Below are 17,097 nucleotides of genomic sequence, written 5' to 3'. Positions count from 1 at the left end.
ATTCAGCTTATTTTTTATATGAAACAAATCTGTCTTAAAGCTCCTGCGAATTCCCCTATTAATGTCAAGTTTTTAATAAAAATGACACAATTTATCTTTATTATTTGTTATTATCCGTGACGCTGAACTTGATGGAGTTCACGGCAATCTTTCTATGATAAAATAATTAAAATCAAGGGGTTGATGTAATGAGACATATGCTTATTAAAGGACTAGTTGCAACTGCTGTTGTCGCTGCGCTTACGGGTTGTAATAATAGTGACGACGATAAAGTCCCAACAACATGTGCTGAAGCGGGAAGCGCTTGCACAACATTTACCGTTTTACACACCAATGATAACCACGGCCGTTTCTGGGAAAACAGTGACGGCGAATATGGTATGGCTGCGCGTAAAACCTTAATTGACAGCATTCGTGCAGAAGTCAGTAAGAATGGTGGTCAAACATTATTGCTGTCTGGTGGCGACATTAATACTGGCGTGCCAGAATCGGATCTACAAGATGCGATCCCAGATTTCACGGGTATGAATAAAATTGGTTACGACGCTATGGCTGTTGGTAACCATGAGTTTGATAATCCATTATCCGTTGTTGATATGCAGCGCCGCCTTGCGGAATTCCCTATGTTAGCGGCGAATATTTACCGTAAAGATGCGGATGGCAATCTAGGGGAACGTTACTTTGATGCCTATAAGGTATTCGACATAAACGGTCTGAAAGTGGCTGTAATAGGTTTAACGACCGAAGATACGGCTAAGATTGGTAATCCAGAATTCATCAGTGGCCTGGAGTTCACCGATCCGAAGACTGAAGTCGCTAAAGTGATTAAAGAAATTAAAGACGCCAAAGCGGCCGATATTATTTTCGCTACCACGCACATGGGTCACTATGCTGACGGCCATAACGGTAGCAACGCCCCTGGCGATGTGGCTATGGCTCGCGCACTGAAAGAAGGCGATCTGCAAGTAGTTATTGGTGGTCATTCACAAAATCCAGTGTGTATGGAACCGGGTACTGACAACAAAGCCTACGCTAACTTCAAACCAGGCGATGAGTGTGCTCCAGATAAACAAAATGGTACTTGGATCATGCAAGCCCATGAATGGGGTAAATATGTTGGCCGTGCAGATTTTGAATACTTTAACGGTGAACTTCATTTAGCAAGCTACAAGCTTGTGCCTGTGAATATGCGTAAATTGGATGACGCAGGCAAGAAAACAGCTGATCTAGCTGGTACTAAGATTGAACCTGATGCTGAGTTAAAAGAGCTGCTGTCTTACTACCAAGAGAAAGGTCAAGCTAAGTTAGACGAAGTCATAGCAACAACGGATGCCCTGTTAGATGGCGAGCGTGCAAACGTGCGTAACAAGCAAACTAACTTAGGCCGTATGTTAGCGATGGCACAAAGTGATAAAGTCAAAGCCGATTTTGGCGTGATGAACTCGGGCGGTGTACGTGCCTCTATTCAGCCTGGTAATATCACTTACCGTGATGTGCTGACTGTTCAGCCATTCGGTAACATGGTGACTCTGAACGAAATGACAGGCACTGAAGTTGCGGCTTATTTAGGCGCAGTAGCTAGTCTTCAAATTGGTTCAGGTGGTTACGCACAAATCACGGGCGTGAAAATGACCATTGACTGTACGGCTAAGACTGCCAATATCAGTGTGATTAATGGTGAGAACTTCAGTCCAACAGGAACTTATAAGTTCACTGTACCTAGCTTTAACGCTGCAGGTGGTGACGGTTATCCTAAGCTAGAAAGCCCAATTCAAACGGGTTTTGTTGATGCTGATTTACTCTATTCTTTCTTGAAAGAGAAACAAGCGATTAAAGCTGCTGACTACAGTCCGATAGGCGATATTGTTTATGAAAACTCAAATAGTGTTGAAGGTTGTCAACTTTAAGTAATCAATCACTACTCAGTGTTTAAATATAAATGCCACTCAATTGAGTGGCATTTTTTATGGTTAATTAATATTAGATTAAGAGTTAATTAATAATCAGTCTTTAATTGGTGATACACACTAATTCATTTGTAACTTAAATTCACTGTGGCTCATTTAATTAACAAATGAGTTTTGTTGTATCCACACCATTATCTAGAATATCTAGCTGGTTAATCTCCCCTAATCATATGAAACATATGAATTATTCTAATCCATTAATAAATTTCTTTTGTTTTTGTTATGTATCAAATTGTTTAATTGTGACAGTCATTGTTTTTAATGGTTGACTTAAATGTTGCACATTAACATTATCCCTACAGCGAAATAGAGTTCGCTGGCTAAATATAAAAATAACAAACAAAGGTTTTGTTTACCTCAAGGAGAGATTAATGCGCTATTTAAGTTTAACGGCCAAAGCCGTTCGTGCTAGTTTAATTACAGTGGCGACAAGCAGTGTGGTTTTTTCTGGATTAGGTTTTTCTGCAATGGGAAATGCAGCAGAAGAAAATACGAAAGTTGAACGCATTGAAGTAACGGGTTCTCGTATTAAACAAGTTGATATGGAAACTGTTTCACCCGTGACAGTCATTAATGCAGCGGATATTGCCATGACAGGTGAAAAGACCGTTGCTGACGTATTGAATAACTCTGCGATAAACAGCTTTGGTTCTTGGCGTGGTATTTCAGGTTATGGCTCTGGTGCAAGCTCAACCAGCAATGTCAATTTACGCGGTTTAGGATCGTCTGCGACCTTAGTGTTATTAGACGGACGCCGTATGCCTGGGACAAGCTCGAGCTCTGGCTCAGTGGCGGATACATCTTCTATCCCTATGGCTATTGTGGAGCGTATTGAAATCCTGCGGGATGGCGCTTCAGCAGTCTATGGTTCCGATGCGGTTGCGGGCGTGATAAACATTATCACTAAGAAAGAGTTTGAAGGGTTTCAACTCGATTACAGTACAGAGCAACCAAGCGTAGAAGGGGGCGATGCTAACCGTTTATCGCTTGCAACTGGCTTTAATACCGATAAAGGCAATATCACTCTCACCTATGAATATTATGATACAAAAGCGGTAATGGACCGTGATATTTGGCGAATGGATGATTCAAGTTATAACGCCTATAGCGGATATAGCTCAGTACCAAACGGTAAATATGGACCAGGCAATGGTAGCTGGTATAGTAATTCAGATATATGTGAAAAAACGGAAAATACCATAGACTCAGGTGATGGTCGTTGTTTATATAATCATGGTAATGTCACTAAGTTATTTGGCGATCAAACCCGTAATTCGCTCTTATCTAATTTCTCCTATGAGATTTCAGAAAATATAAAATTCCGAGGCCGAGCTTCTGCTTCATTAGCTGAAACTGAAACCCGTTATGCTGGTACGCCAGTATCAACTAATACCCCTGTGATGAGTGCCGATAATAAGTACAACCCAGTTGGCGAAGAATTAGTGATTTCTATGCGAGGCGCGCAACTTGGCGAGCGAGATACATTAACTGAAACCAACAATTTTGATATTCTTGGTGGCTTTGTTGGCACGATAGATTCAGGTAATGGTATCGACTGGGAATTAAATGCCCAGCATGCGACCTCAACAACAAACAGTTTTAACTACAATTTACTTAATGACGATATTATTCAGCAAGAAATAGATTCAGAGCAATATGATATTTTCAATACCTCTGGCATGAGTTATGAGCAGTGGGACCAACAGATGACAGATCTGTATCGCAAAGCTGCACATACTGGGGTTTATCAGGGTAAATTTGAAAGTACTCAATTGGATGGTCTTGCTTCGACCTTACTACTCGATGACGGTGATTTTTCGGTCGCTATGGTTGGCGGTCTTGAATATGAAATGATCAAGTTTAAGCAAACCAGTGATCCAGAATCGGCCGCGGGTATTATCTCCGGCGGTTCGGGTGGTGATGATGTGGACGCCACGCGTGACCGTAGCGCCGCTTATTTGGAACTCCAAGTTGGCTTACCTGCCAACGTTGAGTTCTCTGCCGCAGTACGTTATGAGCGCTATGAGCAGGAAGGAACCCTCACAGGGCCTCAAGGGGAGGTGGTTAACTCATCGACCTTCGATGCCGTGGTGCCTAAGTTTGGTTTAAGCTGGCGTCCTATAGACACGCTATTACTGCGTGCTAGCTATGGTGACTCATTCCGCGCGCCGAATATGAGTGAAATGTTCTCGTCTCAATCTTTGAGTTTTGAGAAGAGCGTTGACTCTTTATGGTGTAATGAACCCGGTAATGTGGATGCCATATATTGCGCCACCAATAACCAACATAAAACTTGGTTTGGTGGTAACCCAAACTTAGAGGCTGAAGAGGGTAACTCGTTAACTTTTGGTGGCGTTTGGAATGTCACTGATGCATGGAACTTGGAGTTATCTTATTACTCAATCACCTACGACAACAAAATTGAGTCGATTGATGTAGATGATATCCTGCGCGATGAAATCAAGAATGGATCTTCTCCCTATGTGACACGTGGTCCAGATGGCAAGATTGAGTATATTGAGGCGGGAATACGTAATTTAGCCACAGTTGAGACCTCAGGTATCGATTTTGTAACGGCTTATAACTTAGAGACAGGTTTTGGTGATTTCAATTTCAAACTGGATTTGACTCACGTGCTTGATTTTAAGAAGCAGGATAATGCCGAATCAGAGATGATCGATTACGCAGGAACAACAGACTCACCCGATTGGCGCGGTAATTTTGCGACAAGTTGGAAATACGATGATTTCTCTGCCGCATGGACAGTCGTCTATATTGGTAGTCAATCAGCAAGTTATTTCAACGAGTTAGAAAAAACCGACCGTTATGTCGATTACGATAATTACTTTAAACACAATATCCAATTTGGTTATACCCATGCTTATAACGGCTCTATCACAGTAGGGGGGAATAATGTGTTTGATGCTGAAACACCAAACTATTACACCTACGCCGATTATCGCGATGTGAATGTGGGTTTATATGATGTGTTAGGTAGAACGTATTACCTGAGAATAAACCAGAAGTTTTAGGTTGTCCGCCCTCCCTGGATAACTCAAACCTCCGCTTGCGGAGGTTTTTTTTGCTTATTTTTTGCCTACTTATCAGGCCGTTTACCGGATATCGAATCAGTGCTATCAATGGGTGAGGCGCAGCTCGTGGCGGTGTTCGTGTTGATAATGTTCGGCGCAGGAGGCGCAGCGTTGTTCTGTGGGATCTTGGCTTAAGCGTTCGGTTTCGATTTCCGCTTCGCAGTCGGAGCAAAGGCCGTAGAGGCTTAAGTCGAGCTGACAAAAGGCGGCATCAAGTTTATTCAGCTGGCAAAATAGCGGGTGATCGGCCAGTGGCGTTTGCGCCAATTTATCAATTAATTCTGCCAGACTCAGGCTAGCATAATGCTCCCCTATGGCTTCGAGGAACGGAGGGAGCGCGCCGATTTCTTTCCTTAGATTAGCTTCAAGCTCTGACAATTCATGTCTGATATGGGTGGTGCTCACGTAAAATCGCCTATTTCATTTGACTCTAGGCGTCCAGTCTAATAGTTCCACTACCAACGACTATGATAAAGATCAAGTATCTGCCACATTTTAGGTTTTTTCGCCGTTAAAAATCGAAAAAGTACTTCATTCCTATCGCATTATGTGTGCTATCGCTAAGTCCCTTTCGTGGCTCACATTGCCGCGCATTGAATCTCGATTTCTAACGCTTATATGGCTTGTTGCCGTTCTGTGGTAGCTCACTCTTCTATGATTCGTTGCCTAAGTTTCGCTGCGCAGCTTCTAATACCGCGACGATTTCTTCTGTGGTTTTAAACACGCGCAGCTCCCTGAACAAAGTATCGGCTTCGGGATATTGACGATTGAGATAGGTAAACCACTGTTTGATTCGGGCGGGATAATAGTCGCTCTTGCGGCCATTGAGTTCCCTTTGGGTATAACTGAGCATCAGCCCTAAGGTTTGCGCCCAAGTATATGGGGTTGCACCTGTCTTTATGGTATCGGCCAAGTTCGGCAATGAAATCGCCCCGCGGCCGATCATAATACTGTCGCAGCCGGTGACTTCGATACATCGCTTAGCATCATCGCTGTTCCAAATCTCGCCGTTGGCGATCACCGGGATCGGCAAACGTTTGCGTACTTCTGTGATGTATTCCCAGTAGGCGGGCGGTCTGTAGCCGTCGACTTTACTACGCGCATGGATGGCAAGCTCAGTTGCTCCGGCTTCATACACTGCGATAGCATTTTCCATGAACAGTGACTTATCTTCGTAGCCCAAACGTATTTTGGCGGTCACGGCATGTTCTTTCGGTACCGCTTGACGCATGGCTTTGACAATATCGTGCACACTCTCAGGATATTGCAGTAATACGGCGCCACCTTTGCTGCGGTTAACGATTTTTGCTGGACAACCAAAGTTGGCATCGACACCGTGTGAACCGAGTTCAATCGCCCGCAGGGCATTTTCGCCCATACATTGGGGTTCTTGGCCGAGTAACTGCACTCGTACTGGCGTACCCGAAGGAGTATTACCGTTGTTGAGCAGCTCAGGACAAAGTTTGAGAAAGACTTTTTCAGGCAGCAGTTGGTCTACCACACGCACAAATTCGGTGACGAGTAAATCGTAGGGATTGATGGTCGATAGAATGTCACGCATCAAAGCGTCTACTACGCCTTCCATTGGAGCCAAAATCACACGCACTGCAGTAAACCCATATCTATTTGCAAAGGGCGAGCATTCTACCTTATCGGCCTTAAGTTACAAAGTGGTCGAGTGAATGCGGATTAATAGGCGTACTCATAAATAAAATCCACGCTAAACTGATTGTCCTAGCAGGATATTTTGACCATTTCTGTGATTTAGTGATATTTTTTGCAATAGAATTGAAACAGGGCAGGTCTTTTGTAGTAAGCCAGCTACTTCTACTGTTGTTGGTCAACATTACTCAATAAACAAGAAGGGATTATTTATGAATTCAGTTAAAAAAACAGCAGTTGCAGTAGCCTTAGGTTCAGTCGTAATGAGTTCAGCTTTTGCTGTCAATGCCCAAACTAACCCGTTTGGTTTTGAAGCAATGGATGCGGGTTATCAAATTGTCGGCTCAGAAGGAAAATGTGGTGAAGCCAAATGCGGCGCGGATATGAAGAAAGCCGCCGCTGAAAAAGCCAAAGAAGGCAAATGTGGTGAAGCTAAATGTGGCGCCGAGATGAAAAAAGCGGCTGCAGATAAAGCCCATGAAGGCAAGTGTGGCGAAGCGAAATGCGGTGCCGATGTGAAAAAAGCCGCGATGGCGAAAGCACACGAAGGTAAGTGTGGTGAAGCGAAATGTGGCGCTGATATGAAGAAAACCGCCGAGAAAGTTGACGCTAAAGTCGAAGCCGTTAAAAAAGAAATGAAATAAATCCGACTGTACTAATCCCGCAGTGATGGGGGTTATTGAGTCTTAAGAGGCCAGCCCGCGCTGGTCTCTTTTGTTTTATCCTAAAGCGATGACAGCAAGCGTTCGTGAGGTTCTATGAATGATCAAAAAAATGCGGCACAGGTAGGGCTGGGCTTACGGCGAGAAATGCTCAGTGAGTTTTGTGAATCGGTGCCAGAAGCGATTAATTTTTTTGAAGTAGCACCAGAAAACTGGATGACCTTAGGCGGTAAGTTTGGCCGTCAATTTCGTGAACTGACCGAGCAACATACTTTCTATTGCCACGGTTTGAGCTTATCGATTGGTAGCCCCGAGCCCTTAGATCTCGCGTTTGTAAAAAACATCAAAACCTTTATGGATTTACACCAAATCCAAGTCTATTCCGAACACTTAAGTTATTGCTCAGGCCAAGGTCACTTATACGATCTCATGCCGATCCCTTTTACCGACGCAGCGGTAAAACATGTGGCGGCGCGGGTGAAGCAAGTCGAAGATATTTTAGAGCGGCCACTCATTTTTGAAAATGTGTCATTTTATGCCGCCCCCGGCGCGCACATGAGCGAACTTGAATTCGTCAATGCTGTGCTGCAAGAAGCCGATTGTAAGCTGCTACTCGATGTGAATAACATCTATGTGAACTCGATAAATCATCAATACGATGCCGATGCCTTTTTACAGGCCATGCCGACGGAGCGTATCGCTTATCTGCATATCGCTGGGCACTACAAGCAAGCTGAAGATCTACTGATCGACACCCATGGCGCCGCTATTAACGATCCCGTTTGGGCATTGTTGCAACGTTGCTATGCCTTACATGGGGTAAAGCCGACTTTGCTAGAGCGTGACTTTAATGTGCCGACAACTGCTGAATTGTTGCTCGAGCTAAATCAAATCCACGCTTATCAAGCGGCAGCGCCCAGCTCTCACATTCAAAATAGCGCTCATGTTGTAAAGAGGATCGCCTAATGGATTTTAAGCAAGTGCAGCAATCCTTTATCGATTATATCCGCGATCCTTCTCGGCCATTGCCCGCGGATACTGATGTCCGGCGCATGCAGGTTTATCGCGAGCTATTTTTCAATAATGTTCAGGGGTTTGTGTCGAACGGCTTTCCCGTGCTGAAAAGTTTGTATTTAGAGGAAGAGTGGTTGGCATTAGTTCAGAGCTTTTTTAGTCAACATGATTGCCAATCGCCGATTTTTATCGATATCGCGGGCGAGTTTTTAGATTTTTTACAGCAGGAATATCAGCCCACGGCAAATGATCCTGTTTTTATGCTCGAATTAGCGCACTATGAATGGCTGGAGTTGGCCGTTGCGGTCGCACAGGCGAGTGGGGATGAATCTCAACTTAGCCCAGCGCAAATTCCGATGCAGGCCTTATGTTTATCGAAGACGGCGAGGGTGGCGCAGTATCATTTTGAGGTGCAGCACATTCGTCATGATTATCGTCCGCAGCAACAACTCGATACGCCAGTGTTTTTTTGTCTCTACCAAGATGCCGATTGCGAAGTGTGTTTCCTACAGTTAAATCCCTTAAGTGCGCAGGTGCTGGCATTTCTTCAAGCTCAAGGCCAAGCGAGTTTTAAAGAGATAGTTGATTGGTTAACAATCACTTATCCTAAAATGGCGCCAGAGATTATTGCGCAAGGTTGTACTCAGTTACTCGAGCAATTAGCGGCCAAAGGGATAGTGCGCGGTCGTCAGTCTTAAGGTGGGGATTCTTGCCGAAATAAATGCAATAACCCTACAGTTAGAGGGTTTTTATTAATTTGACAAACCGCTACAATGTCGGCCGTTTTGTGATCTCAATCACTGTACGATTCCTGCGCACTTATACTTGCACATACTAGAGGAGCTGTAATGAGTAGTCAGCCGTTCAAAGACCCATTTAATTTTTTGTATTTTATTGGTTTTATTTTAGTTTTACTGTTGCCGACTCTGCCAGCAAGCCTGTCTTGGTTAAAGCACTTAGGTCTAATTTAAGCGAGCGTTAATCTCGAGCGCATAGACTATTGGCCACTCTTAGAGTGGCTTTTGTTTTTCCGATAAAGGGTAAGTAAATCGATGGTATTAAAGCGCGGATTATTTTTATTGTTAGGTTTAACCGCGTTAGCCTTGGGTTTACTCGGTATCGTGCTGCCTTTGCTACCGACCGTGCCGTTTATCTTGCTTGCCGCTTTTTGCTTTGCCCGCTCCAGTGAACGTTTACACCATTGGTTGATGACTCATCCTTGGTTTGCCGATGCCTTAACCCAGTGGCAAGAGCAGCGAGCAATGCGTAAGGGGTTGAAACGCAAAGCCATGGTCGTCAGCGCGCTGAGTTTTAGTGTCAGCATTATTGTGGTGCCTATCCTTTGGGTAAAAGGTTTGCTGCTCGTGATGGCACTCGTCTTACTCTGGTATCTCAAAGGGATCCCTGAAATAGAGGGATAATTGAGCGACACTATGGATTCAATGTGTGGCGAAATCGTTTTCGCCGCGTCATGGGTGAGGGGATGTAACACAGTGCCGACAGGGTTTGATCTAAGGCACAAATTGATAACCTTTCCATCACTTGTGCGTTGTGATTGTTGCAACTAAAACTAAAGCGGCATAAGCTTTGTCCGACTTTCGACAATGCGTCCACCCAGTGTGGACGTTTTGTTTTATACCGCCAACGCTAGGTTGGTGAATTGATTAAGTAACTTATTAAGTAAATATGATGGCTATGAATACAGAAACCTTATCCTTGATAAAGCAAAGCATTAAAACGATTCCTAATTATCCTAAGGAAGGGATTTTATTTCGAGATGTCACCAGTTTGCTTGAGAATGCAGCCGCCTATAAAGCGACCATCGACTTGTTAGTTGAACATTATCGTGGCCAAGGCTTTACCAAAATTGTGGGCACTGAAGCCCGTGGTTTCTTGTTTGGCGCGCCGCTGGCTTTAGAATTGGGTGTGGGTTTTGTGCCTGTGCGTAAACCGGGTAAATTACCGCGTGCGACGATCAGCCAAAGCTATGAACTGGAATACGGTCACGATAGCCTAGAAATTCATACCGATGCGATTAACCCAAATGACAAAGTGCTAGTGGTTGACGATTTACTGGCGACTGGCGGTACTATTGAAGCGACCGTTAAACTCATTCGCCAACTGGGCGGTGAAGTTAAACATGCGGCCTTTGTGATCTCATTACCTGATTTAGGTGGTGAAGCCCGTTTAACCGCATTAGGGCTTGAGTTGGTTAAACTTTGTGAGTTTGAAGGCGAATAAATCTGCAGCTAAAGGCGCCTTGGGATAGTTTGATGGCATGTCAAATCATGGCATGTTATCTTTCAAAGTTCTCGGGGCGCATGCTCCCGCTCTTGTATCACATACTCTGGGGAGTTCCATGTCATATCAGGTGTTAGCCAGAAAATGGCGCCCTGCCACATTTGATCAAATGGTTGGCCAAAGCCATGTTTTGCATGCCTTGACCAATGCGTTAAGCCAGCAGCGCTTACATCATGCTTACCTGTTTACGGGAACGCGCGGTGTCGGTAAAACCAGCTTGGCGCGACTCTTTGCCAAAGGCTTAAATTGCGAACAAGGCGTGACAGCGACTCCCTGTGGTGTTTGCGGCAGCTGCGTGGAAATCGCGCAAGGCCGTTTTGTCGATTTAATTGAAGTCGATGCAGCGTCCCGCACTAAGGTCGATGACACCCGTGAGCTGTTAGACAATGTGCAGTATCGTCCGACCCGTGGCCGTTTTAAGGTTTATCTCATCGACGAAGTGCATATGCTGTCGCGCAGCAGTTTTAACGCACTGCTAAAAACCTTAGAAGAACCCCCCGAGCACGTTAAATTTCTTTTGGCGACAACTGATCCACAGAAACTGCCCGTGACTGTGTTATCCCGTTGTTTGCAATTCAATTTAAAAAGCCTTACCCAAAGCGAAATTGGCACTCAGCTCAATCATATCTTGACCCAAGAGCAGTTTCCCTTTGATGCTGAAGCTTTAAAGCTTCTTGCCAAAGCCGCCAATGGCAGTATGCGTGATGCCTTGAGTTTGACCGATCAAGCGATCGCCTTTGGTGGCGGCAATGTGATGCTCACTCAAGTGCAAACTATGCTGGGCAGTATTGATGAGCAGCATGTGGTTGCCTTGCTTAAAGCCTTAACCGATGCCGATATTGGCGTGTTAATGCACACCTGTGCCCAAGTGCTCGCGTACGGCGCCGATGCCCAAGAAGTACTGCGCAGTTTGCTTGAGCTGTTACATCAAATTACCTTGACCCAATTTGCCCCCGCGGCCGCGCAGCAATCTTTGTATAGCGCGCAAATTCGCGCCTTTGCCGAGCAGCTGACGCCGGAGCAAGTGCAGCTTTATTATCAGATTCTGTTAACGGGCCGCAAAGATTTACCCCATGCACCCGATCCTAAATCGGGTCTTGAGATGGCGCTGTTACGGGCTGTCGCATTTGTGCCAGAAAAGCCGGCAAAGCGTTGGCAGCCTGATGCGGTCGCTGAGATCCGTTTACCCGAAGGGCAAACGCCCGTTGCGGCAACTGCTGCAGCGCAAGCTCCTCATGTAAATGAACAAAAGCTTGCTGAAACACATACTGCTGAACCACATAGCACTGAACCGCATACCATTGAAAAAGGGCCTGCTGAAAAAAAAACAGCTTTAATTGAGCAAACTAACGCTAATCAGCAAGTTGAAACCGCGCAAGCGGCCGCTGTTGCTTCGGCTGAGGTGTCAATTGAGCCAGCAGATACTGTAGAGCAGGCACTTGATGCTGAGCTCGAAGCGGATGCGGCATTAATTGCCGAACAGGCGGTGATTCTAAGTCAGGCCCAGAGTCAGGGATTTAACGCTGACAGCTTAAACGCTGACACAGTTAATGCTGAGGTAGAGCCTCAAACTCAAACAGTATCAACTGCTCAAGCGCCTTCTATACACATTTCTGAACCCGTTGCTGACATTGAAGCATCGGTTGCCAGTCTTGATGCTCATAATAGTGAAGTTCCTGAATTAATTGGGGCAACTGCCGAGTCGAGTATTGTTAATCCAGCTATGGCTGAAACGCTTGTTGGTTCAACATCTGCTGATAACGACAGCACTGCTGAGAACACACTGGATAACAATCCCACCGCTAACAACACGCTTGAGCAAAAGGGGCTTGATGCACATAGTCCCTATGGAAATGAAGCAGAGTATTCATTTCCTGCGATGGGAGATTATGCCCAAGAGTCAGCGCCGCTCGATTCCTATCAAGATGCGTATGTTGAATTCTCGTCCGGCTCCTACAATGACGACGATTTTCATCACAGCTTCGAGTCTCATGCTGTGCCTGATGATGTTCAACATTCTGCTGATATGCAAAGCGCAGCAGGTATTCAAAGTGCTGTAGGCATGCAAGGTGCAGTTGTTAATCAGTCTGCAGCAATGGCTCAAGTGTCTCCTCAGACACCAATTTCAATACCAACACTAGCCTCCACATCCTTAGCCGATGATGATATTCTCTCGGCGGTGTTGGCGGCGCGGGATTCACTGTTATCAGATCTTGATGCCTTAAGTGTTAAGGACGGTGATGAAAAAAAGTCGTCACTGGACTCAAAATTAAAGACAGCAAACAGTAAAGCCAATGGGATCAGTTTATCAAAACCTGTCAGTAAAAGTGATGCAAGTCAGACAAGTGCGTCATTCTCTGCCGATCCCGCCGCTGATTTAGACCCCGATTTAACAATAGATTTCGATGATGATTTTGACTTAGATCTTGAGCCAATGGCTCTGCATCAATCAGTGCCTTCGGCTGCAAGCGTATCAGGTTCTGTCCCTGCTGAACCAGTCAAACCGGCAGCATATGACCGTCCGCCTTGGGAGGCTGCGCCAGAAGTAGCGTCAACAGCTGAGCTTATCGAAACGACTCAGGTTGATAGCGGTAATACTGATATCGCTGATGCTGTGATGGCTCAAGGCTCTGATATAAATGATGACTCTGTCAGCAGTGGCCAAGGATCTTTAGAGACTAGTAACACAGCCAATGACGTACAGAATAATGCGGCAGATGGTAATGACTCCCAGAGTGCCGAACAGGGTTCAGGTTCGAAGTCACAAGTGCTTCAAACTCAAGCAAAACATCAAGATAAAGTGCAAGCTACCGCGGTAACGCCAGCTAGCACGACTGCACTGACTCAGACGGCTAGCGCTGTTGAACGTACGCAGGAGAGGGAAGTCGCGCTTAGTACACTACCGATCAGCGGTCATCCCTTAGATTTGCATTGGTACAAGTTGATGGCGAGCTTAGAGGTCGGCGGGCGAGTGCGGCAACTGGCGGTTAATTCCGTTTGCCAAACCCAGAGCGATCCTTTGCCGCTGCTGCTTAAGCCAAATCAGAAGCATCTTGCGGCCGATGTTGCCATAGTACAGCTCGAGCAAGCCTTAAGTGCTGCGCTCGGGAACCCAAGACGGGTGCAAGTGGTCATAGGAATCGATGCGCAGCGGGAAACGCCTTTAGAGTTACGTAAACGGTTCCACCAAGAGTTGCTGCAACAGGCGCATCAATCACTGATCTATGATGACAATGTGCAATGGTTGATCCAACGTATGGGCGCCGAACTCGATGCCGACAGTTTAGTGTATCCGCCAGAGTTGTTGAATTTACGCAGTCAGCAAATACAAGCGTTACCTGAGTTAACTGAGGCGGCGAGTTAACCATTATTGACGAGCCCTTGGGTAAAATGTTCGTCGTTAATTTGTAACCTTGTGGTTTAAATTTGAGCTCAAAGTGCATATTTATAGTGATGCTGCTGAGAAACTCGGCATCGAGATCATAAGTTTATTAACAAGATAACGGCATTGATTGCCAATCCCATTTATTTAAGTAAGATTAGCCGCGTTAATGCTTGCGACTAACCCTAATAGAAGAGAAAAGACTATGTTTGGAAAAGGCGGTATGGGCAATCTGATGAAACAGGCCCAGATGATGCAAGAAAAAATGGCCAAAGTGCAGGAAGAAATCGCCCGTATGGAAATGGTGGGTGAATCTGGTGCAGGTTTGGTGAAAGTCACCATGACTGGCGCGCACACAGTGCGTAAAGTCGAAATCGACCCAAGCCTGATGGAAGACGACAAAGAAATGCTGGAAGATTTGATTGCTGCGGCTTGTAATGACGCAGCCCGTCGAATCGAAGAAAACCAGAAAACTAAAATGGCCGAAGTCACTGGTGGTATGCAATTACCTCCAGGCATGAAAATGCCATTTTAATTGAGATAGCCGATGAAATTTAGTCCACTGTTAGATGAGTTAATTCAGTCCCTGCGTTGTTTACCTGGGGTTGGGCCTAAATCGGCGCAACGTATGGCGTTTCAGTTACTCGAGCGCGACAGAAAAGCAGGGCTTAAATTAGCCAGTGCGCTGTCCAGTGCGATGAGTGACGTCGGTCATTGCCAGTCTTGCCGAACCTACACTGAAGAAACCCTCTGTCCGATTTGTGCTAGCCATAAACGCGGCACGTCTTCCACCATTTGTGTGGTGGAAACGCCGGCCGATGTGTTAGCCATTGAGGCGGGTGGACATTTCACCGGTCGCTACTTTGTTCTTTTAGGTCATTTATCGCCACTCGATGGTGTTGGGCCAGAAGAGCTAGGTTTAGCGTTACTCGAGCGCCACTTGGCTTCGGGTGATGTGGCCGAGTTGATTTTAGCGACCAATCCGACGGTAGAAGGCGAGGCAACAGCGCATTTTATTGCTGATATGGCCAGACGCCATAAGGTGATGATCAGTCGCATCGCCCACGGCGTGCCCGTTGGCGGAGAGCTTGAATACGTGGACAGCACGACGTTAGCCTTGTCATTTAATGGCCGTTTGCCGCTTTAAAAGAACTCAGTGATTCAGTTTAGTTAGCATAATTATATTAATTGAATTTAAATGCTGAACTGTTCAACTCGACTCAATTGCCGCGATATCCCATAAACCCGCCAAGAACCTATCTTGAGCGGGTTTTTATTTGCCCAGTGTTTCAACATCGGTGTCGAGGCAGGGTTGTGGTGATAGGGCTGTGGAAATAGCGCTATGATTCAATTCTCATCTCAATTGATATCTATCCATATAAAAACTAGGTTTATCAATAGTTTTTTAAATTTCATACTTGTCTTATACGAGCTTCATCCGTAAAGTCGGTTTGATAAGAAGCGGGCAGAGTTACGATTCGCCACAGTGTTCGCGCCTTTGTGCCTAAGCTAATTCGTTGATTTAGATCTGTGTGCTTAGCTCTGTGTACGTTGAACCGGACAGGTATTTTTTATTAGAAAACCATGGAGGGGACTCATTGGAAAAGATTACGATTAGGCATGCAGAGAAGCGTGACGCCGCAGCTATTCAAGCCGTATATGCCTGCCCAAATGCCTATACGGGTACCTTACAACTCCCTTGTCCATCGACCGATAAATGGGAGTCACGCCTTGCGGCAACATCGAATCATATTAGTCGCTATGTCGCAGAGATTGAAGGTGAAATTGTCGGCGAGTTGGGTTTTGAGGTGTACGAGCAACCCCGTCGTAGGCATGTTGCCTCCTTTGGAATGGGGGTAAAAGACAGCTACCAAGGCCGCGGTGTTGGTAGCGCCTTGATTAACGTTATGCTTGAGCTTACCGATAAATGGATGAATATAAAACGAATTGAATTAACGGTTTATACTGATAATCATGCCGCCATTGGTCTGTATAAAAAGTTTGGTTTTGTAATGGAAGGTGAGTCGAAGGATTTTGCCTTTAGAAATGGTGAGTTTGTCAGTGTGTATCATATGGCGCGGATAAAATAGCATGCTGGTCTTGGCACTATTTTAACGGTTGCTTAAGGCATTTACTTTAAGAATGGACTCTAAGCGCTCATTTCAAGTACTTACTTTAAGAACTTACTTTAAGTACTTACTTTAAGATCTGACTATAAGTGCTCAATCTAAGAATTTACTTCAAGCGCTCACTTCACAAACCGAGGTCTGGGATAGCATTAAGCGCTCATTTTCAGAGCTCGCTTTAGGTGCTAAGTGTGTGTATATCTCAACTTTTAAGGATAAAAAATGGGACTCATTTTATTGCCACTACTGATACTTTGGTTGGGTGTCGGTATTTATGCCATTCGTATCGGCTATCAAGTCTTGGCTGGGACATCTCAATTAAGCTATACACTCAGCGTTTGTGCGATCGCTATGGTGGCATTACTGCTTTATCTCTATTTTGGTTTCGCTCAATTTAAGGAAAATAAAGCGTTGTGGGCGTTCGAAATTCCGATGTTTTTTGCTGCGAATAAGCTCGCTTTTGGCGTCATGATCCTTGGTCTGTTGCTGCACTGGTTCGGTCAAGGTGTTCTCACTTCCGCTTATTTGAAACCTCTACCTTTCATCATGATTTTCACCGTTTCCTTTGGTGCTATGGCAGGAGTCATATTGTCCGACACCTTCATGGCGAAATTTGAAATCCAAAAAACGCATTGATGTCAGCTAATCAGGTTAAATTTTTAGTTCGAATGCTGTTGCTGAAGTGGATTTGAACTGACGATCTTCGATCGCTATTTATAGAGAGTTGAACCTGACGAGTTACCAGTGGTGCACTGATGATTTACAGAAAGTTTTATTAATTTCAGATACAAAAAAACCAGCTTAAGCTGGTTAAATTGGTTGCGGGAGCCGGATTTGAACCGACGACCTTCGGGTTATGAGCCCGACGAGCTACCATACTGCTCCATCCCG

Annotated in this window: 14 protein-coding genes and 1 tRNA gene; 12 read left to right on the top strand and 3 right to left on the bottom strand. The window is 45.3% G+C overall.

Annotated features, from left to right (window positions below; genetic code table 11):
- Positions 1 to 188: 188 nt before the first annotated feature.
- Positions 189 to 1,907, top strand: coding sequence for a bifunctional UDP-sugar hydrolase/5'-nucleotidase UshA (ushA, locus tag BM607_RS07605; protein ID WP_071939319.1), 1,719 nt, complete (start codon positions 189 to 191; stop codon positions 1,905 to 1,907).
- Between the two features lie 431 nt (positions 1,908 to 2,338).
- The gene (locus BM607_RS07600) at positions 2,339 to 4,999 is read left to right on the top strand and encodes a TonB-dependent receptor (protein WP_071939320.1); all 2,661 of its coding nucleotides are present in this window, start codon (positions 2,339 to 2,341) and stop codon (positions 4,997 to 4,999) included.
- A gap of 105 nt (positions 5,000 to 5,104) precedes the next feature.
- On the opposite strand, the gene BM607_RS07595 is transcribed toward BM607_RS07600, so the two are convergent.
- Both BM607_RS07595 and BM607_RS07590 read right to left on the bottom strand, forming a co-directional pair.
- On the bottom strand, positions 5,105 to 5,464 hold the full coding sequence (locus tag BM607_RS07595) for a TraR/DksA C4-type zinc finger protein (RefSeq protein ID WP_071939321.1): 360 nt from the start codon (positions 5,462 to 5,464) through the stop codon (positions 5,105 to 5,107).
- 247 nt (positions 5,465 to 5,711) lie between these two features.
- Positions 5,712 to 6,665, bottom strand: a complete 954-nt coding sequence (locus tag BM607_RS07590; RefSeq protein WP_011847064.1) for a tRNA-dihydrouridine synthase — start codon at positions 6,663 to 6,665, stop codon at positions 5,712 to 5,714.
- 268 nt (positions 6,666 to 6,933) lie between these two features.
- Here BM607_RS07590 and BM607_RS07580 point away from each other — a divergent pair, with 268 nt between their 5' ends.
- The 10 genes from BM607_RS07580 (at position 6,934) to BM607_RS07530 (ending at position 16,842) form a co-directional block, all read left to right on the top strand.
- The gene (locus BM607_RS07580; protein WP_006082089.1) at positions 6,934 to 7,365 is read left to right on the top strand and encodes a hypothetical protein; all 432 of its coding nucleotides are present in this window, start codon (positions 6,934 to 6,936) and stop codon (positions 7,363 to 7,365) included.
- Between the two features lie 114 nt (positions 7,366 to 7,479).
- On the top strand, positions 7,480 to 8,349 hold the full coding sequence (locus tag BM607_RS07575) for a DUF692 domain-containing protein (RefSeq protein WP_071939322.1): 870 nt from the start codon (positions 7,480 to 7,482) through the stop codon (positions 8,347 to 8,349).
- Positions 8,349 to 9,095, top strand: coding sequence for a putative DNA-binding domain-containing protein (locus BM607_RS07570; RefSeq protein ID WP_071939323.1), 747 nt, complete (start codon positions 8,349 to 8,351; stop codon positions 9,093 to 9,095). Before BM607_RS07575 ends, BM607_RS07570 begins: the two co-directional genes overlap by 1 nt.
- Positions 9,096 to 9,449: 354 nt before the next feature.
- Complete coding sequence (locus BM607_RS07560) at positions 9,450 to 9,818, top strand: YbaN family protein (RefSeq protein ID WP_012089492.1); 369 nt, start codon at positions 9,450 to 9,452, stop codon at positions 9,816 to 9,818.
- Positions 9,819 to 10,086: 268 nt separating this feature from the next.
- Complete coding sequence (gene apt, locus BM607_RS07555; RefSeq protein WP_086010671.1) at positions 10,087 to 10,638, top strand: adenine phosphoribosyltransferase; 552 nt, start codon at positions 10,087 to 10,089, stop codon at positions 10,636 to 10,638.
- Positions 10,639 to 10,675: 37 nt separating this feature from the next.
- Entirely contained in the window at positions 10,676 to 14,062 is a 3,387-nt protein-coding gene (gene dnaX / locus BM607_RS07550; protein WP_071939324.1) for a DNA polymerase III subunit gamma/tau, read from the top strand.
- 223 nt (positions 14,063 to 14,285) lie between these two features.
- Positions 14,286 to 14,615 carry a YbaB/EbfC family nucleoid-associated protein gene (locus BM607_RS07545; protein WP_006082082.1) on the top strand — a complete coding sequence of 110 codons (330 nt, stop codon included), beginning with the start codon at positions 14,286 to 14,288 and terminating at the stop codon, positions 14,613 to 14,615.
- A gap of 12 nt (positions 14,616 to 14,627) precedes the next feature.
- A complete protein-coding gene (recR, locus tag BM607_RS07540; protein ID WP_006082081.1) occupies positions 14,628 to 15,227 on the top strand; it encodes a recombination mediator RecR in 600 nt (199 codons plus the stop codon).
- A gap of 451 nt (positions 15,228 to 15,678) precedes the next feature.
- Complete coding sequence (locus tag BM607_RS07535) at positions 15,679 to 16,170, top strand: GNAT family N-acetyltransferase (RefSeq protein WP_071939325.1); 492 nt, start codon at positions 15,679 to 15,681, stop codon at positions 16,168 to 16,170.
- 258 nt (positions 16,171 to 16,428) lie between these two features.
- Positions 16,429 to 16,842, top strand: a complete 414-nt coding sequence (locus BM607_RS07530) for a hypothetical protein (protein WP_006082079.1) — start codon at positions 16,429 to 16,431, stop codon at positions 16,840 to 16,842.
- Between the two features lie 180 nt (positions 16,843 to 17,022).
- On the opposite strand, the gene BM607_RS07525 is transcribed toward BM607_RS07530, so the two are convergent.
- Positions 17,023 to 17,097 (bottom strand) — tRNA-Met (locus tag BM607_RS07525).

It is taken from the genome of Shewanella sp. SACH (assembly GCF_001887095.2).
Taxonomy (GTDB): domain Bacteria; phylum Pseudomonadota; class Gammaproteobacteria; order Enterobacterales; family Shewanellaceae; genus Shewanella; species Shewanella baltica.
The sequence above is the reverse complement of the archived record's forward strand: the minus strand, read 5'-3'. Positions and strand labels throughout refer to the sequence as shown.

Excerpts from the sequence above, each read along its gene's own strand:
- ushA (WP_071939319.1), top strand. The coding sequence starts at position 189 with ATGAGACATATGCTTATTAAAGGACTAGTTGCAACTGCTGTTGTCGCT.
- BM607_RS07600 (WP_071939320.1), top strand. The coding sequence starts at position 2,339 with ATGCGCTATTTAAGTTTAACGGCCAAAGCCGTTCGTGCTAGTTTAATT.
- BM607_RS07580 (WP_006082089.1), top strand. The coding sequence starts at position 6,934 with ATGAATTCAGTTAAAAAAACAGCAGTTGCAGTAGCCTTAGGTTCAGTC.
- BM607_RS07575 (WP_071939322.1), top strand. The coding sequence starts at position 7,480 with ATGAATGATCAAAAAAATGCGGCACAGGTAGGGCTGGGCTTACGGCGA.
- BM607_RS07570 (WP_071939323.1), top strand. The coding sequence starts at position 8,349 with ATGGATTTTAAGCAAGTGCAGCAATCCTTTATCGATTATATCCGCGAT.
- BM607_RS07560 (WP_012089492.1), top strand. The coding sequence starts at position 9,450 with ATGGTATTAAAGCGCGGATTATTTTTATTGTTAGGTTTAACCGCGTTA.
- apt (WP_086010671.1), top strand. The coding sequence starts at position 10,087 with ATGGCTATGAATACAGAAACCTTATCCTTGATAAAGCAAAGCATTAAA.
- dnaX (WP_071939324.1), top strand. The coding sequence starts at position 10,676 with ATGTCAAATCATGGCATGTTATCTTTCAAAGTTCTCGGGGCGCATGCT.
- BM607_RS07545 (WP_006082082.1), top strand. The coding sequence starts at position 14,286 with ATGTTTGGAAAAGGCGGTATGGGCAATCTGATGAAACAGGCCCAGATG.
- recR (WP_006082081.1), top strand. The coding sequence starts at position 14,628 with ATGAAATTTAGTCCACTGTTAGATGAGTTAATTCAGTCCCTGCGTTGT.
- BM607_RS07530 (WP_006082079.1), top strand. The coding sequence starts at position 16,429 with ATGGGACTCATTTTATTGCCACTACTGATACTTTGGTTGGGTGTCGGT.